Here is a 25936-nt window from a genome sequence, read left to right as displayed (position 1 = left end):
AACACTGTCCCACCTCCCTTTCTTCCAGGGTACGTCGCCGCCGCCCCTGACGCCTACTTGTCGACGACGGCGTCCGGGCTGAGGTTCAGCCGTCGCAGCAACTGCGCATTCAGCGCGACAACGATCGTGGACAGTGACATCAGCACCGCACCGACGGACATCGGCAACACGAATCCGACGGGGGCGAGCACACCGGCCGCGAGGGGGACGGAGAGCAGGTTGTAGCCGGCGGCCCACCAGAGGTTCTGTTTCATCTTCCGGTAACTCGCCCGCGACAGCTCAATCACGGAGATCACCGATCGAGGGTCGTCGCTGGCGAGGATGACACCCGCTGAGGCAATCGCGACGTCCGTTCCGGCACCGATCGCAATCCCCACGTCCGCCTGGGCGAGGGCGGGGGCGTCGTTCACGCCGTCACCGACCATCGCGACCTTGCGGCCTTCGTGTTGCAGTTCTTTCACCTTGGAGGCCTTGTCCTCCGGACGGACCCCGGCGAAGTACCGGTCGATACCCAGCTCGCCGGCGACGGACGCGGCGACCGCATCGGCGTCACCGGTGATCATCACCACCTGCACGCCCCGTTCGTGGAGCGCATCGACCGCGTGACGCGACTCGGACCGGATCTCATCCGCCAGGCGCAGCGCGCCCGTCACCTGACCGTCAACGAGCACGTGGAGGATGATCGCACCCTCACCGCGCCACTCGTCGGCCACCGGCAGCTCGGTGGCGTGTTCTTGCTCGAGCATGTACGGGCCACCGACCTGCACGACACGTCCGTCGACACGGGCACGCACCCCCACGGCGGGGGAGGATTCAAAATCGGTCGAGCGCGGAACGGTGAGGTTCTTCTCCTTCGCTGCGTTGACGATCGCACGGGCGAGGGGGTGCTCGGAGTCCGCTTCCGCGGCCGCCGCCCACGCCAGCAGCTGGTCAGAATCGGTGCCGGACACGGGGTCGATCGCGGTGACGGCGGGGGTGCCCTTGGTGAGCGTGCCGGTCTTGTCGAACAGGATCGTGTCGACGGTGCGCATGCTCTCCAGGGCGAGCCGATCCTTGATCAGCACGCCCCCTCGGGCGGCGCGTTCGGTCGCGATTGACACGACCAGTGGGATCGCGAGACCCAGCGCGTGCGGGCAGGCGATCACCAGCACCGTGATGGTGCGGATCACCGCCGCGTCGGGTTGGCCGACGAGAGTCCAGACAATCGCGGTGATCGCGGCAGCGCCGAGCGCGAACCAGAACAGCCACCCCGCTGCCTTATCCGCGAGTCGTTGCGCCCGCGACGATGAACTCTGCGCCTCCGTGACCAGCTTCTGGATACCCGCGAGAGCGGTGTCCTCGCCGATAGCGGTGATCTCTACCCGCACCCCGGAGTCGGTGGCGACCGTGCCGGCAATCACCGGATCACCATCGCTGCGGCGAACCGGGCGGGATTCGCCGGTGATCATTGACTCGTCCATGCTGGCCGAGCCCTGCACGATCCGCCCATCCGCGGGGACCCGCCCGCCGGGGCGCACCACAACGACATCCCCCACCTGCAGATCAGCCGGTGCGACGGTGACGGTGGTGTCTCCGTCGACCTTCTCCGCCTCGTCGGGCAGCAATGCGGCGAGGGAGTCCAATGCCGACGTCGTCTGGGCGAGCGAGCGCATCTCGATCCAGTGACCGAGCAGCATGATCACGATCAGGAGCGCCAGCTCCCACCAGAAGTCCAGCTCGTGGTGCAGCAGCCCGATGCTCGCCCCCCACGAGGCGAGGAACGCCACGGTGATCGCGAGGGCGATCAGCAGCATCATCCCCGGTTTGCGGGCACGGAGTTCGCTCACGGCGCCGGTGAGGAACGGTGCCCCGCCCCACACGTACATGACCGTTCCAAGAACCGGCGACACCCACGCGACCCACGCCGCGTCCGGCAGCGAGTACCCCAGGATCATCGAGAACATCATGGAGAGCCCGACCACCGGCACGGCGAGGAGCAGCATGATCCAGAACAGGCGCCGGAACTGCCCCACATGATCCCCGTGGCCGCTATGCCCGCTGTGACCCTCGTGGCCATCGTGGCCACCGTGCCCGGTGCGTTCGTGCGGTGCAGCCGGTTCGGGGCTCATCGCCGCGTGGTCGTGCTCCGTTGTGGCGGCCGCCGTGTGGTTGTGGTGCGCGGTGTGATCGGTGTGTTCGTCGTGCTGGCTCATCGGGGACTCCTTGCTCAGGTGCGCCCGGGGTAAGCCGGACGCCGACAGATGCAACTCAGGGCTGGCTGGTTGCGAGGGCGTAGCCGGCCTCTTCCACCGCACTCTTCACGGCAGCGGGGTCGACCGGGGTGGTGCTGTGGATCGTCACCCGGGAGGTGCCGCCCGCGTTCAGATCCACGGTGACGGATTCGACGCCTTCGACAGCGCCCAGTTCCTCAGTGACGCTCGACGCACAATGCGAGCACGTCATCCCGTTGACAAGCACCTCCGCCGTCACCGCGGCATCAACAGGCGCCGATGTCTCCGTGTTCGATGGGACAGCGCAGCATGCGCAACCAGCGTTCGCGTCCTTCAGCCCGAGCTCAATGCGATCAGTCATGGTGTTCTCCTTCAGTTAGACAGACGTGTGGTCATGAACGAACCAGGCGAGCAATCGCTTCGTTAGCCTCACGGACCTTCTCGGCCGCGACCTCCCCACCCTCCGCACTCGCTTCCGCGACACAGTGGCTCAGGTGATCACTGAGCAGTGACAACGCCACCGTCTCGAGGGCCTTCGTCGCCGCAGAGACCTGCGTGAGGATGTCGATGCAGTACTTGTCCTCATCAACCATCCGGGAGATCCCCCGCACCTGGCCTTCGACGCGATTCAACCGCTTGCGCAGGTCGTCCTTGCTTCCGTCGTACCCGTTCATGCCTCGAGCATACCCCCTGGGGGTATCTAACTCAATGTTTTCGCTTCTATTCCCGCTAGGCGAACGTGGTCGCCGACTCTGTTCAGCTCACAGGCTGATCTGCGCAGCGCGGCGGCATATCAATACCGGGTTACCAGACCCCAGCGGGGTATTCAAGGGCCTCAGTGCGCGGGCGATGCGAGCGTACTTTCGTGGCTCACGAAAGGAGTTCTCTCATGACCGTCACCGAAGAAATGCTCAGCACGTATCCGAAAGATCTGGGCGGAATTGATCAGAAGAAGCTCGTCGACTGCATCGACGCGTGTCTCGCGTGCGCGCAAGCCTGCACCGCATGTGCCGACGCTTGCCTCAGCGAGGACATGGTTGCTGACCTAATCAAGTGCATTCGCGCGAACCAGGACTGTGCAGACCTTTGCATAACCACCGCCCGGATCCTCTCCCGTCGCACCGGGCACGACGCCAGCGTCACCCGTGCCGCGCTCGAAGCTTGCCGAGCGGCGTGCCTGAGCTGTGCTAACGAATGTGAACAGCACACCATGCACGAACACTGCACGATCTGCGCTGAAGCATGCCGACGCTGCGAACAGGCGTGCGTTGCACTGCTGGAGTCGCTATGACAAGCCAGCACGCCGACAACGGTTCACGCCCGCCGGCCGGCCACTCCCAGGGGAAGAATCAGGGCGGGATGTCGAGCTACCTTAAGCTCGCCGTCTCGCTATCGCTCAGCTTCGTTGTGATGTACTTCCTCACGTTTGCGATGATCAACGTCCTGGACGATCTCTTCCTCAACATCAGCAACCTCTACATGGCACTGATGATGGTCTTCCCCATGGGCATCATCATGGTCATCGTCATGTGGAAGATGTTCCCGAACAAGGCCGCGAACATCAGCTTGCTCGTAGGTTTCGCCGCGCTTTTCCTTGTCGCCTTCTTCATGGGACGCTCGGAAGCGTTCGTCGGTAACGACCAGTTCCTCCGTTCCATGATCCCGCATCACTCTCGAGCGATTCTGGTGTGTGAGCAATCAGACATCAGCGACCCGGAGATCCAAGATCTCTGTGAGCAGATCATCTCGTCACAGCAGGAAGAGATCGACCAGATGAATGAGATTCTCGACCGTCTCGACGATTAGTGGGGCGTCGGCACCACCCTTGCGACAAGTGGACCGGCTACCGCGCTCATGACGAGCGGACCGGATCACCGCCGTCGACAGGGTCCGGGTCGACCAGGCAACCTTACGCCTCAGCCTTACGCGAGAGCTGCCGAAAACGATCGTTTCCGGCAGCCCCCTCCCAGGCCGCCGGCCGACCACACGACACGCCGGCCGTGCGCTGTGGAGTTTGCCGCTCTTTGGCGGTGTTCTGTGATCGCTTCGTGTCGCTAGTTGCCGATGACGAGAATGCTCGCGGCGGCTTCAATGACGTCGTCGGTAATGGTGTCGAGCTGGTTGATCTTCAGCACGCGATTGATCTGGGGGAAGAGCCGTTCGAGCAGGCGGAAGTTGCCGCGGGTGATGCGTTCGATGGCGGCGATGGCTTGAGCGTCGGTGAAGTCGTCAGGGTCGAGAGTCCTGCCGAGTCGCTTCCAGTGGCGTTCGACAACGAAGAGGAGCTCTTCCCGGCCAAGGGCGCGGTAGTGGTGTGAGAAGCCGAGGCGGCTGTAGAGCTGGGGGTAGTGACGGAAGCGTTCGTCGATACCGGGCATGCCGATCAGGATCATCGCGAGATGCGTGCGGTCGTGACGGTCGCGGAGAAGCTCCAAGGCGGTCGGGGTGAGCCGTTCGGCTTCGTCGATGATGAGGAGCTCGACCAGGCGGGTGACGTCGTTCTGCCTGACCACTTCACCGTCGGGCATGAGGGAGCGGAGGTGCTCGTCGGCGCAGAGTCCGACTTTGATCTGCCAGTGGTCGATGTCGTGCATGAGGTCCTTGGGCCGGCAGAGGACTTCGGGTGTGTAGAAGACGGTGCGGGATCGGTTCGCCAGGGCATAGTGCTTTGCGTCGTGATCGCCTCTCGGTCCCCACGCGTTGATGTAGGGCTCGAGGGCGTCCCAGTTCGCGTAGCGGCGGGCGGAGTTGGTTTTCCCGACGCCGGCGGCGCCGTGGCAGATCCCGATGGTTTTCTCCTTTCGGACGGCGTTGGCGAACTCGGTGAAGCGTCGGTGTTCTTTGGTGACGATGAATGCCTGGTTCATCACTCGTCCTCTTCGTAGGTGCGAAGCCGTGGCCGCCGCTTGATCGGTTCGGGGGTGCGAGGTTCCTGGCGGGTGGCAACGGTCGGAATGCGATCGTGGATTGCACGACGCAGCTGCTTGCGGCGGGCGCGGCGGGCGGTTTCGATGTCGCGGAGGCTGAGGCGGAGGTTGGGGTGGGCCTCGTCGATGGCGGTGCAGATGAACGTGTCGCGGTCGTAGACGCGGATCTCGGAGATGTCCCGGGGGTCGTACCGGATCGTGATGGTGTGACCGACGAACGGCGCCAGGGTTGGGGCGAGGTAGCGCTGGCCTTGGAAGTGGATGCCGTCGCGTTGCACGACCCGGTTCTTCGGAACAGTAAGGAGCAGCCCGTCGAGCTCTTGAAGGCTCTCGGGCATCCGCGGAAGCCAGCCGTCCGCGACCCACGCATCCCGGGGTGAGATCCCCAGCTCGCTGTGGGGCCGGTCGTTGTAGGTGCCGATGAAGTCGCCGATGGCACGGTCGAGGCCTGCGAGGTCGAGCATAGGCATTGGTGTTCGGCTGCCGGGTCCGAGGTGGCCGGGGAGCGTGGCTAGGAGTTCGGTGTTGATGGTTCCGAAGAACCGTTCGATCTTCCCGCGGCCTTGGGGTCGCCCGACGGCGGAGTGGACGATCCTGATGTGCAGGGCGAGTGCGGTCTGCTCGAGGTGATGGCTGATGAAGTCGGAGCCGTGGTCGACGTGGAGGATTTCGGGGATGCCGCACATTGCCCACGCCGGGTCGGTCTTCCGCCAGATCGCCTGTCGGAGAGCGAGGGCGGTGTTGATGGCTGAGGGTGCGCCGGTGAAGACCATGTATCCGCAGATGGCGCGGGAGTAGTCGTCCATGACCGTGGTGAGCCAGGGCCGGTCGGGTTTCCCGTCCGCGCCGACGATGAGGATGTCGAGCTCGGTGTGGTCGGACTGCCACGTCTGGTTGGGGTGTTCCGCCCGGCGCCGAAAGACGAGCTCGTGCTTGTCCCGGTACGAGACCGGTCCCTCAAGTGCCAGCGTGACAAGGGCCGGATCGAGTGCCTGGACGATCTGGCGGACGGTCGCGTAACTCGGCACCGGCAGTTCGTGAGCTTCCGCCTCCGCGGAGGCGAGCCGGTGCAAGGTGGCGATGCTTGGGCGTGGCCGGGTCAGCGCCAATCGTTCGATGAACGCGACAGTCTCCGCTGATGTTCGGCGGCCCCCCTTGTCGTTGCGGTCATGAGGTTCGAGGGCTGCGATGCCGCCTGCGCGGTAGAGCTGGTGCCAGCGTTGGAGGGTGCGGGCGGAGATCCCGGTCTCCCGGGCGAGGACGGCGAGCGGGATCTGGTCTTCGACATGAAGCCGAAGAACACGCCACCGTTCGGCCGCGTCCATGAGTCACTTACACGGTGGTGCTCTCGCGGGCCGCGAAGGCCTGCTGGTGGCGGTAGAGGGTGGCTCGGCTCCAGCCGACGAGTTTCGCGGCATCTGCCGCGGTCCGGCCCTTGGCCCTGGCCTCGGTGACGAGCTTGAGTTTGTCAGCGACGACGACAGGATCCGACAAGGGCCGGCCGAACTTCGTGCCGCCTTGCCGAGCAGCAGTGATCCCGGCATTCACCCGTTCCGTGATCAGCTCGCGCTCGTACTCAGCCAAAGTGGCAAGCATGTTCAGCATCAGCCGGCCCGAGGTCGTCGACGGGTCGATGCCATCAGAGATGCTCTGCACCTGGACGTTTCGCTCCCGAAGGAGCTTCACGGTGTTGAGAACATCGATCAGGGACCGTCCGAGGCGGTCGACTCGCCAGACGACGACCGTGTCGCCGGGCTTGGCGTAGTCGAGGAGTTTCTTCATTCCGGGCCGGGAGATCGCGGTTCGGCTACCTGAGGTGACGTCGGCGAAGATGTCGCGCTCCTGCACGCCGGATTTGACCAAGGCGTCGACCTGCAACTTCGCGTCTTGGCTTCTCGTACTGACCCGCGTGTACCCGAGATGCCTCACCCGACCATTGTGCCTCAATAACTGCTAGAAGCGGCGAAGGAAAGACAGTTTGCGGTAAGACATGTTTCCAAGACAAATGGCGTCCCGGAAATCCGCCACTTCCCTCGGCTGCTCGGAAGGGGTTTCGCGTGCCTCGGAAAACTTTAGCTTTTCGAGGCGGACCGCTGGTGCGGACAACGACGGGCTTACGGGAGCGGCTGTGGGATGACGTGGCAGATGCTGCGCTCCGAGCACGTCGCTGGATCCAGGGCCGAGCTGGTCGTCAGCATGCCCACGAGCGCTCTCTCGAGGCGGGCGAGTTCTTGTTGGCGGGCTCTGACTTCACCGAGTTTGCCAGTGAGTAGTGAATGCACGTGTGAGCACGGGGCCTGCCCATCCTCCCGGAGGGCGAGAACCCCGGCGATATCGGACAGCGTTAGTCCGGCGGTTTGAGCGGCGCGAATGAACCCGACCCGGGAAGCGACCCCGTCGTCATAGACCCGGTATCCGTTGCTTTGTCGGCTCGGGGCCGGCAGGAGGCCCTCGCGTTCGTAGAAGCGAAGGGTTTGAGTGCTGACGCCCGTGGCCGCGGCGAGGTCTCCAATGCGCATGTGACCATCACACCACTTGACCTTGTACCGGGCTGAAACGTTTACGGTCGTTGGATGGAGATCACGTTGCAGTACTTCGATGGGTGCCCGAACTGGCAGACGACCGAGGAGCGCCTCGCCGTGATCACGGCGGAACGATCCGACATCACGGTGAGCCGGCAGCTCATCGAGACACAAGCGGAAGCGGAAACGGTCGACTTCCGCGGCTCCCCGACTCTCCTGGCCGACGGTGTGCCGTTGTTTCCCGTGCCGGAGGCTCCGCCTGGCCTGTCGTGCCGGGTGTATCTGACACCAGCAGGTCTTGCCGGGTCCCCCACGACAGAGCAGATCCGCGACGCCATCGTGAACGTCGAAGCGGGCACCCGGTGAGTGACGCGTTGGACCTGCTGGTCATCGGTGCCGGCATGGCTGGCACGTCCGCTGCGAACAAGTGCGCCGCACAAGGCTGGCGGGTCGGGATCGTCGACGCGCTCCCCTACGGCGGCACCTGCGCTCTCCGGGGATGCGACCCGAAAAAGATCCTTCGCCGCGGCGCCGAAATCGTCGATGCCGCCCGGCTGATGAACGACACCGGCATCACAGAAGCTGGCCTCCGTGTCGATTGGTCGGCACTCATGCAGCGCAAGCGCGGCTTCACCAACGGGGTACCAAAAGGCATGGAAGACGAACTCACCGGCAACGGTGCCACCACCTTCCACGGTCACGCCGAGTTCACCGGCCCGAACACCATCACCATCGATGGCACCACCCACGAGGCGGAGCGGTTCCTCATCGCCTCCGGGGCCACCCCGAGGCTTTTGACATTCCCGGGCGCGGAGCACCTCATCGACAGCACCCAGTTCCTCGACCTCGATGCCCTACCGCAGCGGATCGTGTTCATCGGCGGCGGGTTCATCTCGTTCGAATTTGCCCACATCGCCGCCCGAGCCGGCGCGCACTGCACGATCATCGACCGCGGCCCGCGGCCCCTGCGCGAATTCGACCCCGACCTGGTGGAGCTGCTGACCTCACGCACCGAACAAGCCGGCATCCGCGTCCACCGAAACACCAGCGTCACCGCCATCGAGGCAACCCCCTCCGGATTCCAGCTCAACGTCGACACCAAAGGCACGACCACCCGCCTTGACGCGGACCTCGTCGTCCACGGTGCTGGCCGCGTCCCGAACCTCGAAAGCCTCCACCTGGACGCTGCCGGCATCGCGAGCAGCTCACACGGAGTAACCGTCACCGGACACCTGCAAAGCACCACCAATCCCGCCGTCTACGCGGCAGGAGACGCCGCTAACACCGCGGGACGGCCCCTGACGCCGGTCGCCGTGTTTGAGGGTAAAGTCGCGGCCTCGAACATGCTGAAAGGCACCACGACAGCGCCCGACTACACCGGAGTTCCCACGACCGTATTCACCATCCCGGAACTGAACCGGGTCGGTCTCCTCGAAGAAGAAGCTGCCGAAGGCCACAACACTGCCGTCCGCTTTACCGACACCAGCAACTGGTACTCCACCTACCGGGTCGCCGAGACCACCGCCGCCGCCAAGATCATCATCGATACCGACACCGACCAGATCCTCGGCGCACACCTCCTCGGCCCCGGCTACTCCGAACTGATCAACACCTTCGGTATCGCCATCAAGCTCGGCCTCACCACCCGGCAACTCAAATCCACCACCGCCACCTACCCCTCCCTCGGCTCCGACCTCGGCTCCCTGCTTTAACCGAGCAAAGCAGAGAGTCAACAACCCTCTGCTTTCAGCCAGTTACCGAGCCCGACGCACCCGCCAACGAGCGATCAAAAAACACTGCCAGAGAGCGGCAAAGTCCACAGCCGTGCGCCGACCGAAACCCCCTGCCGGAACCTGCCGCGCCGAAACCGTCCGCTCGACGTTTTAGGCAGGACGGGTTGAGACGCGATTACCGACAAGTTTCGTGAGACAACGGGCGCTTTCGGCGCCGCATCAGCCACCCGTCTTTCCGGGGCTGCTCTGTCTCACCAGCCGACAACTTTCGTGAGATCGGACAACAGATGTCCGTTCTCACGGAAGGTGTCGGATTCTCAGTAGTTGGCGCAACGTCTCACGAAACGTGTCTGATGCTCACGAGAGGTGTCGGACCTGTGATTGGCGGCAGGGTCATCGACCCTGCCGGAAACGATCGTTTTCGGTGGATCGCCTTTTCGGCGACGCCTCGCCCTCGAGGAATTTCTGACCTCGCGTTAGACCATGGATCCTGAACGACAGCATCCCGCGGCAAGATCTCAAGACCGGACCGCTCCCAGCCCCATCGATCGTCGACGACGACTCAGCCGTGCAGGGGCTGCCGTAACAGGCCGAACGGGCAGAGCCACAAGAAGGTGGTTCCGCCCGTTCGGTGACGTGCGAGGTTGGTTTATGGCTCGACGATGTGGAACCAGAGCGGGAATGCGGTGAGGAGGCCGAACAGCGTCCTCACCGCGGCCGGGTCGCCCTCGACGCTCGCCGATCCGTCTGAGAGGGCGGTGTCGAGGTCGGTGCTTCCGAACACGAGAGCAGCGAGCTCGCTCTTGGTCGATGTGACGGTGGCGTCGGCGGTAGCGGAGGTGGTGTTGGGGGTGTAGATGAGGCAGCCGTTTCGCAGTTCGAGTGCGTAGGTGACGCCGTCGGCTCCAGCGTCGCTGATGACCCAGTCGAGGGTGGACCGGCGGTCGGCAGCGGCGGGGCCGTCGAGCTTGATGCCCATGAAGTCGAAGATCATCTCCGGCGTCATGGAGTTCAGCACGTCGAGGGTGGCGAGGCTGAGCGTGCCGAGGTCTCTGACACCGTTCCGCAGCTCGAGAGCGGCCATCAGGTACTCGTTGCGCCACGTCGGGTTCTCGGACTGGTATCCGAGCTGCTCGAAGGCGTCAGCCTGGAGCTCACGGGCTGCCTGGTGGTCGGGTTCACTGAACACCACGTGCGTGAGGACATCTGCGACCCGGCGGTAGTCGCCCTTGTCGAAGGAGGCTTTCGCTTTCTCGACGACGGCGTCAGCGCCGCCCATGAACTCGACGTAGCGGGCGCCGACCTCGGTCGGTGGGAGCGGGTGCAGGTGCGCGGGGTGGGAGTCGTACCAGCCGATGTAGCGCTGGTAGACGGCTTTGGAGTTGTGGTTGAGGGAGCCGTAGTAGCCGCGGTTGTACCACTGCTGGTCGAGAGCGGCGGGGAGTTCCATCTGCTCCGCGATCTCGACAGGTGTCTGGCCGAGGTTGGTGAGGCGGAGGACCTGGTCGTGGATGTACTTGTACAGGTCGCGCTGATTCGCGAGGAACTCGATGATCGATTCCGTGCCCCAGCGGGGCCAGTTGTGCTGTGCGAACACGACGTCGGTGTCCGCGCCAAACAGGTGGATCGTCTCGTTGAGGGTCTTCCACCAGGTGGCAGCGTCGCGCACCTGGGCTCCACGGAGGGTGAGGAGGTTGTGCATGACGTGGGTTGCGTCCTCGGCCGTGCACAGGGCGCGGTGAGCGGGGAAGTAGATCAGGAACTCGGAGGGCGCTTCCGTGCCGGGTGCCATTTGGAAGACCATCTCGACGCCGTCGACGACGCGCGTTTCGCCGGTGGTGGCGATCGTGTCGGTGGGCGGCACGAGGCTGGATGAGAAGCCTGCGCCTCCGCCTGAGGACAGGCCCGCGTCGATTTGTCCGCGTTCGCCGATCGGCAGCAGAGGACCGTACATGTACAGGGCCCTGCGAGTCATCGCGGTACCGGCGTAGACGTTCTCGGAGACGGCCTCGGAGAGGAACCCGTCCGGGGCGATCACGACCGTGCGGCCGGCGGCGATGTCGTCGTCGCTGACGATGGCGCGCGAGCCGCCGTAGTGGTCGGCGTGGCTGTGTGTGTAGATCAGGGCTTTCACGGGGCGGACGCCGCGGTGCTCTCGGTAGAGCGCGAGGCCTGCGGCGGCGGTCTCGTTACCGACAAGGGGGTCGATGACGATGATTCCTTCGTCGCCTTCGACGATGGTCATGTTCGACAGGTCGATGCCGCGGAGCTGGTAGATCCCGTCGGTCACCTCGAACAGGCCGCGACCGCTGTTGACCTGCGCGTGACGCCAGAGGCTCGGGTGGACCGTGTCGGGCGCGTCGTCGGACTCTTTGACGAAGTCCCAGGCCGCGAGGTTGATGACCGGCGCGCCGGATTCCTTGCGCACGACCGGGTCGGCGAGAGGGGCGATGAATCCGCGGGCCACGTCGTCGAAGTCCTGCCGGTCATCCCAAGGGAGGTGCTTCGCTGCCTCAGCGTTGGCCTTCCTGGTCGCGTCGGTCGCGGGTTTGGGGGTCGTGGCGTCCATCAAAGCTCCTCAGCGTCGTTGTGCTGAGGCTAATGACGTTTCATCGAGACGCACAAGATCGTTCCGGCGACGATCGATGTCGTGAAGATGACTCGTGAGGAACAACACCACCGTCATGACGGTGCTCGTTCGGGTTCTTGGGGTGAGCATGATCGGCAAAGGGCTCGGGCACTTCTAACCAGCGACCGAGTTACGACATCGCTCGCCGAATCTCCCCGCCGATACCGGGTATCGACTGACGTCTTACGGAGGGCTCTGCGAGACCTCGTTCTCGGCTGCGCCGTAAACGATCGTTTGCGGCGGGGTGCGCTGTCAGGCTTGTGATGGGCTGCCGGAAAGGATCACCAGAATCCGCTTTCGGCAGACGGATTCGACGTGGTCGGCTAGTGCTCATTCCTTCGTTCGTCAGCGGGGGGGGGGCATCAATGCGTTGGTCAGCGGGGCCAGAAGTGGCGCGTCGGGCCTAGAGCAGTCGGGGCCAGACCCAGGCGAGGTCCTGGATCGACGGGGCGAGCGGTTGGTCGGGGCGGGGGAGGGCGGACGTGAGCATGAGCCCGGAGGCGATCTGCGTGATCAGTGAGGCGGACGTGTGGAGTTCTTCTCGGGTGCGGTCGGGCGCGATGTCGGTGAGTTTGAGCGTGATGATGCTCTGCACCTCGTCGGCGAGGGGGCGCAGCCGGAGCGCCTGACGTTCGGCGAGAGCGGGTGATGTCGAGAGGAGAGCGATCCGGGCGAGGAGGAGTTCGTGGTCGCTGTCCCCGGGTGTCGGGAGTCGCACGAGGTTGAGGGCGCCGGCGAGCACACCGACAGTGGTGGAGCTCAGGTATTCACGGGTGCGCTGCTCGTCGACCTGGGGGAGATCCTTGCCGAGAAGTGCGTCTTCCTTCGTGTCGAAGTGGTTGAAGAACGTGCGCTGAGCGATGCCGGCTTCCGCGCAGATCTGATCGACAGTCACTGCCGCTACGCCGTGCTCTGTGGCGAGGCGCACCGCGGCGGACTCGATGGCGCGCGCGGTGGCTCGTCCTCTCGCGTTGCTGTTCCCGCGCGCGCTCATCGTTTCGCTCATCCTCTATTCGTACCGCAGGGCGTCGATCGGGTTCTTCTTCGCCGCTCGTCGCGCGGGAAGTGTTCCGGCGAGGAAGGCGATGATGACGATGAGCGCGATGACGCCGATGATCCCGCTGGGCTGGAAGAGCAGGACGGTCAGACCCGAGAGCCCCGAGAGAGGCCCGCTGGCGAGTGCGCCGTTGAGTGGCAGCCCGACAGCGATCGCAACGACCACGCCGAGCGCGCTGCCGAGGAAGCCGATCACGGCGGCTTCGAGGCTGAAGAGGGTGAAGATGCGGCCGCTGCCCATTCCCATCGCCTTCATCAGGCCGATCTCTCTTGTTCGTTCCTGCACGCTCATCAGGAGCGTGTTCACGATGCCGAAGGCGGCGGCAAGGAGCGCGATAATCGCGAAGGCGTTCAGCACGCCCGTGATCCCGGTGATGATCGTCTGCACGACTCCGAGTTGATCTTCGATGGTCTGGGCCGACATCCCCGCCTCGGTGATCCTGTCTTTCAGCTGCGCGATCTGAGCATCAGTGGCGTCCGCGTCGAAGTAGGCCACGGCCACCTGGTAGCGGTCGGGAGCGCTGGAGCCAGCTTTCTGCTCCTGGGCGATCGCGGCAACCAGCGCCGAGTTCGCGCCCGCTCCCGCGCTGAGCAGGCTCGTGTTCGAGACACCCACGACGGTGGCGGTCTCGGCGTGCTGTGTTCCGGTGACGTCGGTGAATCCGAGCGTAAGGGTGGCGCCCACCGCCTCTTCGTTGCTGCCCAGGTCGAGGGGATCGACATAGTCCTCGGGCAGGATCACCTGATACTCGGAGCTCGACGAGTCCAGCTGATTGCCCGCGGTGAGGTCGGCCTGGGCGATCGAAGAGGTTGGCGCGATCGTGAACTGGTACCTGTCGCTGCCATCGGCCTCCACATAGTCGATGGCGACCGTCGACACGGGTTCCACGTCCCGGAGACCACCGATCTCAGAGAGTGTCCTGATGTCGGAGTCCGACAAAGCACTTGTGGAGCCAGTCAGCGGATTGCCGGTGCCCGTTCCGGGGCTGGAGGTCGCGGGGTCGTACTTTTGCGGACCGCTGTCGGTAGCGGTCGCGCTCGAGTCCTTGGAGACGAGGAACACGTCGTTCGCGCCGAGGGACGCGACTTGCTTGGTGACGTAGTCCGACACTCCGGCCCCGAGGGCTGTCGTGAGAGTGAGGGTGAACGCGCCGATGAACAGCGCGAGGACGGTGAGGGTCGTGCGCAGCTTGCTTCGGAACGTGTTCGCGAACGCGGTCCGGATCAGATCGGTAGTCTTCATGCCGCCACCTCCGCCGTGTCGACGATGCGGCCGTCGCGCACGAGGATCTGGCGGTCGCACCGAGCGGCAAGATCCTCGTCATGGGTAACGATCACGAGGGTGATCCCCTGCTCCCGATTCAGTTGGAACAGCTCCTCCTCCACCAGGCTCCCCGTCGCGGAATCCAGGTTGCCGGTGGGCTCGTCCGCAAAGATCACCGCGGGCTCACCGACCAGCGCCCGAGTGAGCACCACTCGCTGCTTCTGACCACCGGAAAGATCGCTCGCCCGATTCTTCGCCTTGTCCTCCAGCCCGAACTTCTGCAACGCCGCAAGGCCGCGGGCGCGACGCTCCCGTGCTGAGACGCCCGCGATCTTCAACGGCAGGGTCACGTTGTCGAGAACGGACGTGTTCGCAGTGAGGAAGAACTGCTGGAACACGAACCCGAACTGACGGTTGCGCAGCTCGTTCACCTCCCGCGTCCGCAGCCCGGAGGCGTCGCGCCCCTCGACGATTACGGCGCCCTCGTCCGGGGCGTCCAGGAGGGCGAGCAGATGCATCAGCGTCGACTTGCCCGACCCGCTCTTCCCGACGATCGCCACGGACTCGCCTTTGCGGATCCGCACAGTGACGTCGTCGAGGGCCCGGAACCGCCCTTCGCCCTTCCCGTACCACTTGGACAGCCCACGCGCCTCCAGGAGGGGAGAGGACTCTTGCTCACTGTTCATGGCAGTAACTGTAACAACTTTCTACAGTTACTGCCATAACGAGGCGAACTCATCAGGTGGAACTTGCACATACCCTCCGGGCGGCCGGAAAGGATCGTTTCCGGCAAGGTAGCCCTGCGACGGGGCGGCATGCGTAATCGACCGCCTGCAGCCAGTTGGTCGTCGGCGATCTGCAGGTAGGTGAGATTTCGGCGGATCTGATGAGATGTCCGATCTCACGAGAGTTCGCAGTCGCTGAGACACGACAGCCGCGGAATGACGGGTGCGGGGCGCGCTGCCGAGGGGCCCGGTTGTCTCACGAAAGTTGTCGGTGATCGCGTTTCATCCCGTCCTACCCAAAACGTCGAGCGGAGGGTTTCGGCGCATCAGGTTCCGGCAGGGAGTTTCGGCGGGTGCGCGACCGTCGTGTCACGCAGTCAACTAGCGGCCTCGACGCGGATGCCGGAAGCGATGGTTTCTGGCAGGACGCCGCCGAACGGGCCAGATGGGCACCAACTAACGTCCTTCAGAACCGTCGATCTACGGAGGTAATCGGCGGGGCGTCAGCTGCCCGCCCGGTCGACGTCGAGAAGCTTGAACCGGTCTGTCAGTATGGCGTCATGTCCGGCACACACAAGCTCGCGCCTGTACTCGCCGCACTCGCCTTGGCCGCAGCCGCGCTGGCCGGGTGCACCGCCACAGTGCCAGCGGCAGATCAGACATCCAAGTCATCCGCTCCCACGGCTGTCGTCGACCCAAGTACCGAGGCTATGCCGACGCCGGGATCGACCGAGCCGGAATCCTGCTCCGGCATGTCAGAGGTCTACGGAGACGGCGGCGGTCTGTATTGGGAACGGCGGGGGACTCTCCGAGATCTGGGCCCACGTGAGTTCGCGCGGGGCGAGGTGACAGTCGATGGGGACGGCACTCCCGTGACCTATACCGTTCAGCCTGGAGACGTCGAGGCGGTGGTCGCTGAACGACTCTGCGCGTACCCAACTCTTGCCTCGATGAACCACAGGCGCGACATTCACCCCGGCCAGGTGCTCTGGCTCACGCCCGACCCCGACCTCCCTTGGGTGCCGTACTACAACCCTTGGGATGCGCCCGCTGGATTCCCGCAGATTCCGTACCAGCAGGCGATCGAGTCCGCGGGCACGGCCGTGGATGCCGGTGATGTGGACACTGTGCGGAAGATCTGGAACGGCACCCTGAAGGCTATGTTCACCAGTCAGGAAACCGTCGCCGCCGTCCAGAAGGTCGTCGACTCCGGCGACCTCAACGCCCTCCGCCAACTCTTCTCCTGACGGGGGCTATGTCGGAGTCGGCTCCGCGGTCCGGCTACTAGGCTCACAGCGTGGACACCGCTACGCCCTTCGACCAAGCCGCGTGGGTCGCGAAACAGAGAGCGGCCAAGCGGCGACGGGTGATGTGGACCGGGCTCATCATTGCGGCAGCGCTGCTGGCATTGTTCTACGGCGGACGCGTCGCGTGGTTGACCATGATGGCGACGGAAGGCGACGTGCCGCCGGCGTCGTCGGTTCCGCTGCCGGAGGGGGCGGAGATCCTCGGCGACAGCATCGGCTGTGGAAGCGGCGGATGCTCGGTGACCTTCACCGTGCGACCTCCCGCGGGACAGTCCCCGCAGGCTCTCGCAGAAGAGATGGGCGCCACCCCGCAGATGTCGATACCCGGCACTTTTTGGGACCCTCGCACCGTCTGGGTGTCAGCGCGACCGGCGGGCAGCGTCCTGAACCTCATCGTCGATTACTGGTCCACGGAGTGGATTCCGTAGAACTCCACGCTCACGACGCTCCCGCGAGACCGGACGAGATCCAGAAGCCGTCGAATCCGGGGCCGAGGTCTTCGATCTCATCTCGATACCGAGGTGCCACGGGGAGTGCAACATTGAAGTTGCAGTTCAGTTCGCCAAGAACCGTTCGATCGCGGCGATCGTCGTGGCGTTGTCGCGGTGGAGAACCGCGCGGATCCCGCAACTCTCTGCTCCCCGCGCCGGGGCGTCGTTGTCGTCGATGAAGAGGACATCCTCCGCACGCGCTCCCATCCGTTCGAGGGCGGTGAGATAGGCTCCGGCGTCCGGCTTCGCCACCCCCTGCTCGTGGCTGTAACAGATCGGATCGAAGAGGGACGAGAGCTGAAAACGTCGTTCTTCTTCCTCGCGTGCTCCATCGCCGGAGTTGGAGAGGATGGCGAGACCGGCGCGTCCGCGCAGCGAGCGCGCATGCTCGAGGAGCCCGACATTCGCCTCACCGCAGTATGCGTCCCACAACTGGGCTCGCATGGCCGCGACTTCCGCGTCATCGAGTGCCAGCGCGGCGGCGAACTTTCGCCAGAACTCACCTTCGACGCCCGCCTGCAGCGTCGTGTCCGGGAGGTCGGCGGCATCGAGACGAGCACGCAGGGCTTCGACCGACAGCCCGACGCGGACGCTCCACCTCTTCTCCAAGATCTGCGGCCAACGGTCATCGTCGACGAGTTCGAGGACGCCGCCGATGTCGTAGAGGACCCACTTCATCCCGGCACTCTATCCCGGGCGCTTTCGTCGTCCCCCGCAGGTGCGAGACACTCTCCGGTCCGTCCTCGGCGACGCTACGCGCATCATTGCCGCGCAGGTGCAACGTCAGCTTCTGCGTCATGGTCGCTCAGCGGAAGACGCGATCATCTCCAGCGAGTTGTCCGGGGCGAACGTCTGAGCGATGCTCTCGTCGCTCAGGGTGATTCGGTGCGAGACGAAGCACATCAAGGGAAAGGAGCACCAAGCCCAGTTCGGCGAGGCCGGCAGCGAAGTACGCTGCTTGCAGGAAGCTGAACGGAATGACGATCATCTGGACGAAGATCCAAATGAGCAACGCGAAACTCGCGGTCGCTGCGGCGATGATGTGCAATCTGTTCCGACGCAGTTCCAGAACGAACGCGCCGCTATGCAGACCGCCGACGACGACGGCGAGCACGATGCCAGGAACGAGATAGCTGCTGAACGGCGTTCCGGCGAGATACTCGTCGGGTGGGCTGACTGCCGTCACGGTCTGCGGCATGATCGCCCCGAGGATGAGCGCGATCCCGCCCGCGAGAGCTGTGAGCCCGACGAGAGCCTCGACGCTCAGCAGTCCGATTCGGATGAGCGGCTGCCCCACCCGGAACTCCGGCACCATTCGGGTGTTCATCTTCCCGGTTTCCATCCGCTTGCCACTCGCGTTTCACCGAGATGCGGCTTCTGGTTCTGAGAACGGCATGACGTCAGCCGTGTGGTACTGGAACACAAGTCGAGCGGGCACCGTTCCGGCGAGCACTTCATCTACGGACGAATTCACTTGCTGCAGCTCGCGTGTCTCTGTGACGACTCGGGTGCGTCCAGCGGCATGCAAGGCGAAGACCTCGGTGAGGTCTTGCCGGGTACCGACGATGGACCCGATGATGCTGATCCCCTTGAGCACGGTGTCGAAGATCGGCACCGTCAGCTCGCCTCCGGCGGGCAGAGAGACCAGCACCAGTCGGCCTCCACGATTCAGGGAACTGAATGCCTGATCGAAAACCGTGGGGGCGACTGCGAGGACGACGGCCACGTCGGCTCCGCCGAGTCTGCGTATCTCCGCCACTGCATCCGCCTCGCCTGCGTTCACGACGTGATCCGCGCCGAGTTCGGACGCCAGCTCCAGCTTCTCGTCCGTGACGTCCACCGCGATGACCTTCGCCCCCACGAGGCGGGCGTACTGAACGGCGAGATGTCCGAGTCCACCGATACCGAAGATGACAACCGTTTCCCCCGGGGTGACGCGCGCGTTCTTGATTGCGGCGTAGGTCGTCACACCTGCGCATGTGAGGGGGGCGGCGTCGACCGGGGTGACGCCATCGGGCACGGGCGTGGCGAAACGCGAGTCAGCCACCATGTACTCACTGAATCCGCCATCCACGGCGTATCCGTTGTTGAACTGGGCCTCACAGAGGTTCTCACGCCCGTCGATGCAGTAACGACACTCGCCGCACGCGTGACCCAGCCACGGCATCGCGACCCGCTGTCCGATGGTGCGGTTCATCACTCCGTCTCCGAGCTGCTCGACGATCCCCACGCCCTCGTGTCCGGGCACCAGGGGGAGATTCGGTTTCACCGGCCAGTCCCCGTGCATGGCATGGATATCGGTGTGACAGAGGCCGCACGTCTCCAGGCGGACGAGGACCTGTCCAGGGCCAGGCTGGGGGAGCGGGCGCTCCTCGACCTGGGCCGGCGAAGCGAATTCTCTGACAACGGCTGATCGCATCATTCCTCCTTGACGGGATTCGACTTCCTGCAGTCTTACGCTGGCGACGGGCCGGCCACGGGTCCAAGGTCCCTTCGAGTGGAGATCGACACCTCTTCTCCCTGCTCGGGGACCCGCGCCGGCCAGCCGAGTTCGCGTTCGATCCGCAGGCGGAGAGTGTCTGCCGCTGCGCGCTCGCCGTGGGTGACGTATACGGTGGCCGGCGGCCGAGGGCTCTTGCGCATCCAATCGATGATGTCGTCGGCGTCAGCGTGCGCGGACATCGACTCGATCGCTGTGATTTCCGCTCTGATCGGTACGTCCTCCCCGAAGATTCGCAGAGTGCGCTCGCCTGCTGCCAACCGTGCCCCCCGTGTTCCTCCCGCCTGGAACCCGCTCAGGACGATAGTGTTGCGCTTATCAGGACCGTACGCACGGAGATGATGCAAGACCCGACCTCCCGTGAGCATTCCGCTCGCTGACACGATGATCATCGGACCACCGCGCAGGTTGAGGAGCTTCGAGTCGTCGACGCTTCGGATCGGTGTCGCGACCTGGTAGAGGCGTTCGACCTCTTCGGGCGATATGCGGTGTTCTTCGGGGTGGTCGCGATAGACATCGGCGACGCTCACCGCCATCGGGCTGTTCACATAGATCGGCACTTCGGGAATATCTCCGCGATCCAAGAGCCTGGACAGATGGAGCAGGATCGTCTCCGTGCGGCCCACCGCGAACGCCGGGATCAGGACGACGCCGCCGCGGCGAGCAGTCCGGCGAACGATGTCTCCGAGCTGCTTCGCCGGATCGACCTCGCTGTGGCTGCGGTCTCCGTATGTGGATTCAGTAACGAGTACGTCGGCGCCATCGAACGGGTGAGGTGGGAGCATGAGCGGGTCATCTGGACGGCCCAGATCACCTGTGAAGCACAGCCGAGCCCCGCTGACATCGAGGTAAGCGCTCATGGCCCCGAGGATGTGACCGGCCCCGAGGAACCGAAACCTCGCCGCTCCGGCCAGGGCGACGTCGTTGCCCTCGGGCACCGCGACGAACCGCTCGAGAGCCGCCGTCGCGTCGTCGACCGTATAGAGCGGGCAGGGTTTCGGATGCCGGGACCAGCCGTGCTTCGCCGCGTGGCGTGCTTCCTCCTCGAGAAGATGTGCGCTGTCCAGCAGCATGATGCGGCAGAGCTTGACGGTGCCCTCACTGGCGTAGATGCGACCGCGGAAGCCGTCGCGCACGAGCGCGGGAAGGTAGCCCGAATGATCGAGGTGCGCATGCGTGAGCACGACCGCGTCGACGGACTCAGGAGGAACCGGGAACGGGGCTCGGTTTCGCTCACGGAGCACTTTGAAGCCCTGGAAGAGCCCGCAATCCACCAAGATCCGCGAGGAGGAGTCGGTGACAAGGTAGCGCGAGCCCGTCACGGTGTCGGCGGCGCCGAGAAATCTCAGCAAGACGCCGCCCGAACTCCGCAGTCGCTGGTCTCGCGCGGTCATCGCTTCCCCCGGGTCTCCCGGAGAGCCGGCGCCGCAACGGTGGACGCGATTGCGCGTCCCCACCGCCGTGCACGGTCCAGTTCCGGCGGCAGCAGATGACTGTCCTTATCGACGAGAAAGCTCTCCGAGGGGAGCACCTCGTGCAGGCCCTGCTTTCTGAGCCGCTTCGAGATTGCGGAAGCTGCGGAGCCGGTGAAGATCCGCGGCATATCGACGCGGGTGTCGAACGTGACGTAACCGATACGGGCGGAGGGACGGCTGTCGATCCACTCCCTCACCCCGGTGGTGCGGCTGTCGCCTTCGAACCGCAGATCCTTGCCCGGGTCGCGTGCCCACCTTTCGGCTTCCGCCCGGGATGCCGGCCCGCTCAGTGAATGCACGTGCGTCGGCGCACCGACGACCAGGACGTCGCATTCAGTGAGCGCGGGCGCATCGACGACGGGCATCACCGTCACGGGGGTGGTTTCCCGGACTCCCGCAGCGATGGCCTCGGCTACGTGCCGAGTGCTGCCGAAGAGCGACTCGAACACGATGGTCATGGTCGGAAGCGGTGCTTCCGACGCGTCCGTGGTCACTGCCCCGCCTCCATCTGGATCAGCTCGGTGAGGTCGATCGGCTGCGTGGGCGGAAGCTGCAGGTCTGCTGGACCGACGGGAGGCAGTGGGCGGATGACGAAGCTGGTGTCGTTCATGATGCTCCTTGTGCGGTGATGTGATTCCCCGTCGTCACATCGTGTCTCCTCGCCGGCTTCACTCCAGGGTCGAACGTCCCATCGCGCTCAGCGATGGGGGGAGGACCTTTGGCCCGCTCACGGCCACATGAGCCGAGCTACCCTCCGGCGACCGATGCACTCGGATGCGGCCCGATGGTGGTCTCCGAGGAACACCACGCTCACTGCCGGGTCTCCGTTGCGGAGTCGAGGGGGACGCGCCATCGTACCCGCGCGCCACCCGTGCTTCGCGGCTCGATGTTACAGATGCCGCCGTGCGTGTGCGCGCGAGTGACGAGGTTCGCCGTGCCGCTCGCACGCGCGGGCTGCGCGGGCATGCCGATCCCATCGTCTTCCACGATGATCGTCACGTGCGAAGCAGCGGCCGAGACACTGACCTGCGCAGTCGTGGCGTGCGCATGACGAGCGACGTTCGTGAGCGATTCACGCACAACGGCGACGACGTCGTCAGCAAGCGTACCCGTCACCAGAAGGTCAACCGGTCCGTCGAACGCGATCCGCGGTGAGCGCTTGAGAAGCGGCGCGAGTTCAGTCACCACGTCGAGCAGGCGTTGGCGGAGCGATCCGGGATCAGAGGCCTGCAGGGTGAAGATCGCCGTGCGGAAGTCGGCGATGGCGGCATCGATCTCTGCCACCTGCGCGGCGATCGTGGCGGCGTGGGCCGGAACTTTCGCCGCGAGTGCCTGTAATCCGAGTCCGGTGCCGAACAATCTCTGGATGACGTTGTCGTGAAGGTCCCTGGCGATCCGGGCTCGGTCCTCGATCAGGTCAAGCCGCTGCCGATCGGTGCGCGCTTGATCGAGCGCGAGTGCGAGACCAGCCTGAGCGGCGAACTCCGCAAGCGTCGACAGATCCTCGGGCGAGAACCGCCGGCCCCCTGCATCACGTGTCACGCAAAGGGCTCCGGCCGTCTCGCCCCCGACCACCAGGGGAACGGCGGCCCTGGCACCGCGGGCGTGGTCCGGGTCGTCGGGCAACGCATCCTCAGGCCCCTCCGACACCGCTATGCCTCCGCTGGCCATCGCTCGCGACGCCACCGATCCGGGGTTCGAGATCTCTGTGCCCTCGAGCGACTCCGCGCCGCGTCCGCGCGCTGTCTCGATACGGGCGCGGCCGGTGAGAATGTCCGGAACGACGATGTAGACGAGGTCGGCCTTCACGAGCGAGGCGACTCGCTCGGCGAGCATGCCGAAGACGTCGCCGGAGTCCGGGGCGAGGAGGGCCGCGTTGATCTCAGCCAATGCGGTGCTCAGCCGCTGCAGTCGGCGTGATTCCTCGAACCGCCTGGCGTTGTCGATCGCGATCGCTGCGGTCGACGCCAGTGCTCGGACGAGTTCTTCGTCTTCATCGGTGAAACCACCCTCTGCCCGGTTGGTGAGGTACAGGTTTCCGTAGATCTCACCGCGTACTCGGATCGGTACGCCCAGAAAGGTGTGCATCGGTGGGTGATGGTCGGGGAACCCCGCCGCGCGGGGATCGTCTCCGAGATCTTCGAGCCGGATCGGATGCTCACTTTCGATGACGGCTCCGAGAATGCCGTGACCTTCGGGAAGGTGTCCGATCTCCCGGGCGACGTCATCGGGAATTCCCACGTGGATGAACTGCTCGAGGCGTCCGTCTCGATCGATGACACCGAGAGCGCCGTACTGTGCACCGACCAGGGTGAGCGCAGCCTCGGCGATGTGTCGGAGCACCTGTTCGAGCTCGAGATCTTCGACGACGGCTTGGGATGCGTGAAGAAGGCTGCGTAGGCGCCCCTGGGCCCCAAGAACTCGGTGAGCACGCTCGAGAAGTTCCCCGATCGTGCGCTCCAGCTCGGAACGCGGCGCATCCGGGAAGTTGAGATGCGGGCCCTCCATCGCACTCCCTTCCGGGCTCTCGATGGGACGACACTACTCCCGAACAGGCGCCGAGGGACCTTCGACTCTGCACGCGGGTGACCGATGACCGACGATCGTCTCGACTCCGTTCCGATCCGAGAGGCGGTGCTCTGAATGCCCACACGATATGTCCTCGCCGTCGGCAGCTCCGGCGCAAGTGCCCTAGCCGGTGCCGAGGCGTGGGCGGAGTCCCACGCCTCGTTTGCTGATGTTCCGCTGGTCCGCGTGCACGTCGTAACTCCAGATGTCGTGGCCGCACGCCGACACCCCGATGAAGCCGCGGCACACGATCCGGTGCACGTGACCGGTCGGGTCCCGGACGCCCTTGCGCGCTTCGTCGGTGCCGACGATATCCTCGTGATCGGTACGGGCAAGACCGGGTTCATCCGCAGCCGTGTCTTCGGCACGTTGAGCTTGCAGATCGTCGCTGAGGTGGCATGCACCGTCGCCGTGATCCCTGACGTCGACCTCCGGTTCCGGTCTGGGGTCGTTGCCGGTGTGAAAGACGACGAGCTGGTGCCGGCGATCGTTCGGGCCTCCGGCGACGAGGCGCGTGCGCGGAGAGAGCCGCTTCACTTGATCCAGTCATCGTCGGTCGGGCTCGTCCCCGCTCCCGTCGAGACACAGGGGACAGCGCTCGATCGCGCCGCCTTGGCAGCACGCGAGAACGGTGTCGTGAGGGTGCGGACGCACGCTACGGCCCGATCACCTGCTGAGGCACTGCTCGATGCTTCCCGCAACGCGGCGCTCCTCGTCATCGGAGCGGGGCATCCGCGAGGTGCCGGTCATGCGATCGGATCCGTGACCCACGACGTGCTTGTGAACATCAACGCGCCGGTGCTCATCGTTCGCGCGTCGCGGATGGGCCACGCAGAACCGGACGGACAGCGGACACGATGATCGAGAACGCCGGCGCGCTGCCGATCGTCGTCGGTTCGGTCAGCGCTGCGTGCGCGAGCCATGCGCGTTGCCCCGTCCTGGTCGTGCAGGCTCCCGCCGGCTGAGTCTCTGAGCTTCACGACATCTGGGACGAGCGATGCCCTGTGAATAGGGGCGGTGCACCCGAAGCACCGCCCCTTCCACCTCCCCTTTCGGCGCCACCCTTCGCCTCGCGTCACGTCTCACCTTTGACACGAGACCGAATCCCCATTGCGGGTGGCTGACCACCTCTCCCGCCGGACGCCGACGCGCTGTGCAACGTGACCTGCTGCCCAAGGTCGAGGAACGCCTCCAGTCGACACCCCCGCAGCCCGACCCGACAGGGTCGAAGGTCCCGAAACCGATCACGACTCGAGCGGTACGCTGATGCGAACCGGGAACAGGCGACGTGAACGGAGGCGAGATGTTCCGCATTTTCCTCGTCGACGACCATGAGGTGGTGCGGCGCGGTGTCGCCGACCTCCTGGAGGCGCAACCCGATCTCACCGTGATCGGCGAGGCAGCGACCGTTCGCGAAGCGTCTGCGCGCGTCGCGGCGACTCTGCCGGACGTCGTCGTGCTCGATGTGCATCTCCCCGACGGCAGTGGCATCGACCTCTGTCGTCAGATTCGGCAGGCGCATCCGCGAGTCCAGTGCCTGATACTCAGCGCCTTCGATGACGACGATGCTGTCTTCGCGGCGGTGATGGGAGACGCGGCAGGCTACCTCGTGAAGACGCTGCGCACCGGCGAAATCGTGTCTGCGGTCCGTGCCGTCGCGGAAGGCCGGAGGTTGCTGAAACCTTCGATGGTTCGGCACGTCACGCGCAGCGTCGATGATGCGGACGAGGAGGACCCGCGCTTCGGGGCGCTGAGCTTGCGAGAGAAGCAGATCCTCGCCCTCATCGCGGAGGGGCTCTCGAATCGGCAGATCGGCGATCGAGTCGGCCTGGCAGAGAAGACGGTGAAGAACTACGTCTCCTCCTTGCTGAGCAAGCTGGGGCTCGAGCGACGCACGCAAGCGGCGGTCCTCCAAGCCGAACGCGCGAATCGCCCTACGCTCGACCGTTCGGCGAGTGAGCGGTCTCGCTGAGCGTCCCGGAGTTCGTGTGACCTTCGTCCCGCCCGCTGCGGCCCGAGCGAGACACCGTGTACGCATGGACAAAGCAGCCACAGATCGCATCGTCGTCGGCGTGGACGGATCTGAATCCTCTCTCTCGGCCCTTCGCTACGCCGCGCGGATGGCCGAGGCGCTCGATGCTCCGTTGCATGTCGTCACGACGTGGACAGCGCCTCCGATCGATCCCTTCATGGCGATCGAGTGGACACCCGAGAAGTACGCCGGAGAGGCGCTGGACGCCGCGATCGTGGAGGTATTCGGCCGAACGCCCCCTGCGGGGCTCACGCGAGCCGTTCTCCTCGGTCCCGCAGCGCGCACCCTCATCGGGCTGAGCGACACGTCCGCAATGCTCGTGCTGGGCAGCCGGGGGCATGGCGGGTTCGTGGGACTCCTGTTGGGCTCGGTCAGCGCGACGTGCGCGGAGCACGCGCACTGTCCCGTGTTGATCGTGCATGAACGGAGGACGAACGAAGACGTCGTCGCCAACCCGCCCTCGTGATCGCGATATATTGCACAGCGGGTAGAACGTC

The 25936-nt window shown here is 65.1% G+C and carries 27 protein-coding genes; 10 read left to right on the top strand and 17 right to left on the bottom strand.

Annotation, left to right across the window (positions count from 1 at the left end; translation table 11 throughout):
* Positions 1-53: 53 nt before the first annotated feature.
* From LVJ59_RS07735 to LVJ59_RS07725, 3 genes are read right to left on the bottom strand one after another with little or no spacing between them, the layout of a single operon-like run.
* A complete protein-coding gene (locus LVJ59_RS07735; protein ID WP_374199047.1) occupies positions 54-2192 on the bottom strand; it encodes a heavy metal translocating P-type ATPase in 2139 nt (712 codons plus the stop codon).
* 55 nt (positions 2193-2247) lie between these two features.
* On the bottom strand, positions 2248-2571 hold the full coding sequence (locus tag LVJ59_RS07730; RefSeq protein WP_058631435.1) for a heavy-metal-associated domain-containing protein: 324 nt from the start codon (positions 2569-2571) through the stop codon (positions 2248-2250).
* Positions 2572-2602: 31 nt separating this feature from the next.
* On the bottom strand, positions 2603-2884 hold the full coding sequence (locus LVJ59_RS07725; protein WP_058631434.1) for a metal-sensitive transcriptional regulator: 282 nt from the start codon (positions 2882-2884) through the stop codon (positions 2603-2605).
* Between the two features lie 215 nt (positions 2885-3099).
* Here LVJ59_RS07725 and LVJ59_RS07720 point away from each other — a divergent pair, with 215 nt between their 5' ends.
* Both LVJ59_RS07720 and LVJ59_RS07715 read left to right on the top strand, forming a co-directional pair.
* The gene (locus tag LVJ59_RS07720; protein ID WP_058631433.1) at positions 3100-3501 is read left to right on the top strand and encodes a hypothetical protein; all 402 of its coding nucleotides are present in this window, start codon (positions 3100-3102) and stop codon (positions 3499-3501) included.
* Complete coding sequence (locus LVJ59_RS07715; protein WP_200838872.1) at positions 3498-4016, top strand: DUF305 domain-containing protein; 519 nt, start codon at positions 3498-3500, stop codon at positions 4014-4016. The genes LVJ59_RS07720 and LVJ59_RS07715 overlap by 4 nt, the downstream gene beginning before the upstream one ends.
* A 248-nt stretch (positions 4017-4264) precedes the next feature.
* Here LVJ59_RS07715 and LVJ59_RS07710 read toward each other — a convergent pair whose 3' ends face one another.
* From LVJ59_RS07710 to LVJ59_RS07695, 4 genes are all read right to left on the bottom strand, one after another.
* Positions 4265-5077: an AAA family ATPase gene (locus tag LVJ59_RS07710; RefSeq protein WP_206477256.1), complete on the bottom strand. Its 813-nt coding sequence runs from the start codon at positions 5075-5077 to the stop codon at positions 4265-4267.
* Positions 5077-6462, bottom strand: a complete 1386-nt coding sequence (locus tag LVJ59_RS07705; protein WP_033105409.1) for a Mu transposase C-terminal domain-containing protein — start codon at positions 6460-6462, stop codon at positions 5077-5079. The genes LVJ59_RS07710 and LVJ59_RS07705 overlap by 1 nt, the downstream gene beginning before the upstream one ends.
* Positions 6463-6469: 7 nt before the next feature.
* Positions 6470-7066, bottom strand: a complete 597-nt coding sequence (locus LVJ59_RS07700) for a recombinase family protein (RefSeq protein ID WP_100812217.1) — start codon at positions 7064-7066, stop codon at positions 6470-6472.
* Positions 7067-7251: 185 nt separating this feature from the next.
* Positions 7252-7656: a heavy metal-responsive transcriptional regulator gene (locus LVJ59_RS07695; RefSeq protein ID WP_232762580.1), complete on the bottom strand. Its 405-nt coding sequence runs from the start codon at positions 7654-7656 to the stop codon at positions 7252-7254.
* 54 nt (positions 7657-7710) lie between these two features.
* Between LVJ59_RS07695 and LVJ59_RS07690 the strand changes: the two genes are divergently transcribed.
* Both LVJ59_RS07690 and LVJ59_RS07685 read left to right on the top strand, forming a co-directional pair.
* Positions 7711-8025 carry a thioredoxin family protein gene (locus LVJ59_RS07690; RefSeq protein WP_100812219.1) on the top strand — a complete coding sequence of 105 codons (315 nt, stop codon included), beginning with the start codon at positions 7711-7713 and terminating at the stop codon, positions 8023-8025.
* On the top strand, positions 8022-9371 hold the full coding sequence (locus LVJ59_RS07685; protein WP_232762579.1) for an NAD(P)/FAD-dependent oxidoreductase: 1350 nt from the start codon (positions 8022-8024) through the stop codon (positions 9369-9371). Before LVJ59_RS07690 ends, LVJ59_RS07685 begins: the two co-directional genes overlap by 4 nt.
* Before the next feature lie 670 nt (positions 9372-10041).
* On the opposite strand, the gene LVJ59_RS07680 is transcribed toward LVJ59_RS07685, so the two are convergent.
* The 4 genes from LVJ59_RS07680 to LVJ59_RS07665 all read right to left on the bottom strand — a co-directional run bounded on the left by LVJ59_RS07680 (position 10042) and on the right by LVJ59_RS07665 (position 15027).
* Positions 10042-11961 (bottom strand): alkyl/aryl-sulfatase, encoded by a 1920-nt coding sequence (locus tag LVJ59_RS07680; protein WP_232762578.1) that lies wholly within the window; start codon positions 11959-11961, stop codon positions 10042-10044.
* A gap of 463 nt (positions 11962-12424) precedes the next feature.
* Positions 12425-13027, bottom strand: coding sequence for a TetR/AcrR family transcriptional regulator (locus LVJ59_RS07675; protein ID WP_232762577.1), 603 nt, complete (start codon positions 13025-13027; stop codon positions 12425-12427).
* A gap of 3 nt (positions 13028-13030) precedes the next feature.
* Positions 13031-14320: an ABC transporter permease gene (locus LVJ59_RS07670; protein WP_232762576.1), complete on the bottom strand. Its 1290-nt coding sequence runs from the start codon at positions 14318-14320 to the stop codon at positions 13031-13033.
* Complete coding sequence (locus LVJ59_RS07665) at positions 14317-15027, bottom strand: ABC transporter ATP-binding protein (protein ID WP_232762575.1); 711 nt, start codon at positions 15025-15027, stop codon at positions 14317-14319. The genes LVJ59_RS07670 and LVJ59_RS07665 overlap by 4 nt, the downstream gene beginning before the upstream one ends.
* A 989-nt stretch (positions 15028-16016) precedes the next feature.
* Between LVJ59_RS07665 and LVJ59_RS07660 the strand changes: the two genes are divergently transcribed.
* Both LVJ59_RS07660 and LVJ59_RS07655 read left to right on the top strand, forming a co-directional pair.
* Positions 16017-16313, top strand: coding sequence for a hypothetical protein (locus tag LVJ59_RS07660; protein WP_232762574.1), 297 nt, complete (start codon positions 16017-16019; stop codon positions 16311-16313).
* Between the two features lie 50 nt (positions 16314-16363).
* Positions 16364-16801 (top strand): hypothetical protein, encoded by a 438-nt coding sequence (locus LVJ59_RS07655; RefSeq protein ID WP_232762573.1) that lies wholly within the window; start codon positions 16364-16366, stop codon positions 16799-16801.
* Between the two features lie 126 nt (positions 16802-16927).
* Here LVJ59_RS07655 and LVJ59_RS07650 read toward each other — a convergent pair whose 3' ends face one another.
* From LVJ59_RS07650 to LVJ59_RS07625, 6 genes are all read right to left on the bottom strand, one after another.
* A complete protein-coding gene (locus LVJ59_RS07650) occupies positions 16928-17542 on the bottom strand; it encodes an HAD-IA family hydrolase (protein WP_232762572.1) in 615 nt (204 codons plus the stop codon).
* A 127-nt stretch (positions 17543-17669) separates the two neighbouring features.
* A complete protein-coding gene (locus tag LVJ59_RS07645) occupies positions 17670-18191 on the bottom strand; it encodes a hypothetical protein (protein WP_232762571.1) in 522 nt (173 codons plus the stop codon).
* A gap of 33 nt (positions 18192-18224) precedes the next feature.
* Positions 18225-19283 (bottom strand): zinc-dependent alcohol dehydrogenase, encoded by a 1059-nt coding sequence (locus LVJ59_RS07640; protein ID WP_232762570.1) that lies wholly within the window; start codon positions 19281-19283, stop codon positions 18225-18227.
* Positions 19284-19318: 35 nt separating this feature from the next.
* Positions 19319-20758 (bottom strand): MBL fold metallo-hydrolase RNA specificity domain-containing protein, encoded by a 1440-nt coding sequence (locus LVJ59_RS07635; protein ID WP_232762569.1) that lies wholly within the window; start codon positions 20756-20758, stop codon positions 19319-19321.
* On the bottom strand, positions 20755-21333 hold the full coding sequence (locus tag LVJ59_RS07630; RefSeq protein ID WP_232762568.1) for a flavodoxin domain-containing protein: 579 nt from the start codon (positions 21331-21333) through the stop codon (positions 20755-20757). Before LVJ59_RS07630 ends, LVJ59_RS07635 begins: the two co-directional genes overlap by 4 nt.
* 316 nt (positions 21334-21649) lie before the next feature.
* A complete protein-coding gene (locus tag LVJ59_RS07625) occupies positions 21650-23347 on the bottom strand; it encodes a GAF domain-containing protein (protein ID WP_232762567.1) in 1698 nt (565 codons plus the stop codon).
* Between the two features lie 270 nt (positions 23348-23617).
* Here LVJ59_RS07625 and LVJ59_RS07620 point away from each other — a divergent pair, with 270 nt between their 5' ends.
* The 4 genes from LVJ59_RS07620 (at position 23618) to LVJ59_RS07605 (ending at position 25905) form a co-directional block, all read left to right on the top strand.
* The gene (locus LVJ59_RS07620) at positions 23618-24268 is read left to right on the top strand and encodes a universal stress protein (RefSeq protein WP_232762566.1); all 651 of its coding nucleotides are present in this window, start codon (positions 23618-23620) and stop codon (positions 24266-24268) included.
* A complete protein-coding gene (locus tag LVJ59_RS07615) occupies positions 24265-24372 on the top strand; it encodes a universal stress protein (RefSeq protein ID WP_232762565.1) in 108 nt (35 codons plus the stop codon). Before LVJ59_RS07620 ends, LVJ59_RS07615 begins: the two co-directional genes overlap by 4 nt.
* A gap of 338 nt (positions 24373-24710) precedes the next feature.
* Complete coding sequence (locus LVJ59_RS07610) at positions 24711-25379, top strand: response regulator transcription factor (RefSeq protein ID WP_232762564.1); 669 nt, start codon at positions 24711-24713, stop codon at positions 25377-25379.
* Positions 25380-25443: 64 nt separating this feature from the next.
* Positions 25444-25905: a universal stress protein gene (locus LVJ59_RS07605; protein WP_232762563.1), complete on the top strand. Its 462-nt coding sequence runs from the start codon at positions 25444-25446 to the stop codon at positions 25903-25905.
* Positions 25906-25936 lie beyond the last annotated feature (31 nt).

The organism is Microbacterium sp. KKR3/1 (assembly GCF_021272365.1).
Lineage (GTDB): Bacteria > Actinomycetota > Actinomycetes > Actinomycetales > Microbacteriaceae > Microbacterium > Microbacterium aurugineum.
This window is presented reverse-complemented; position numbering and strand designations above follow the sequence as displayed.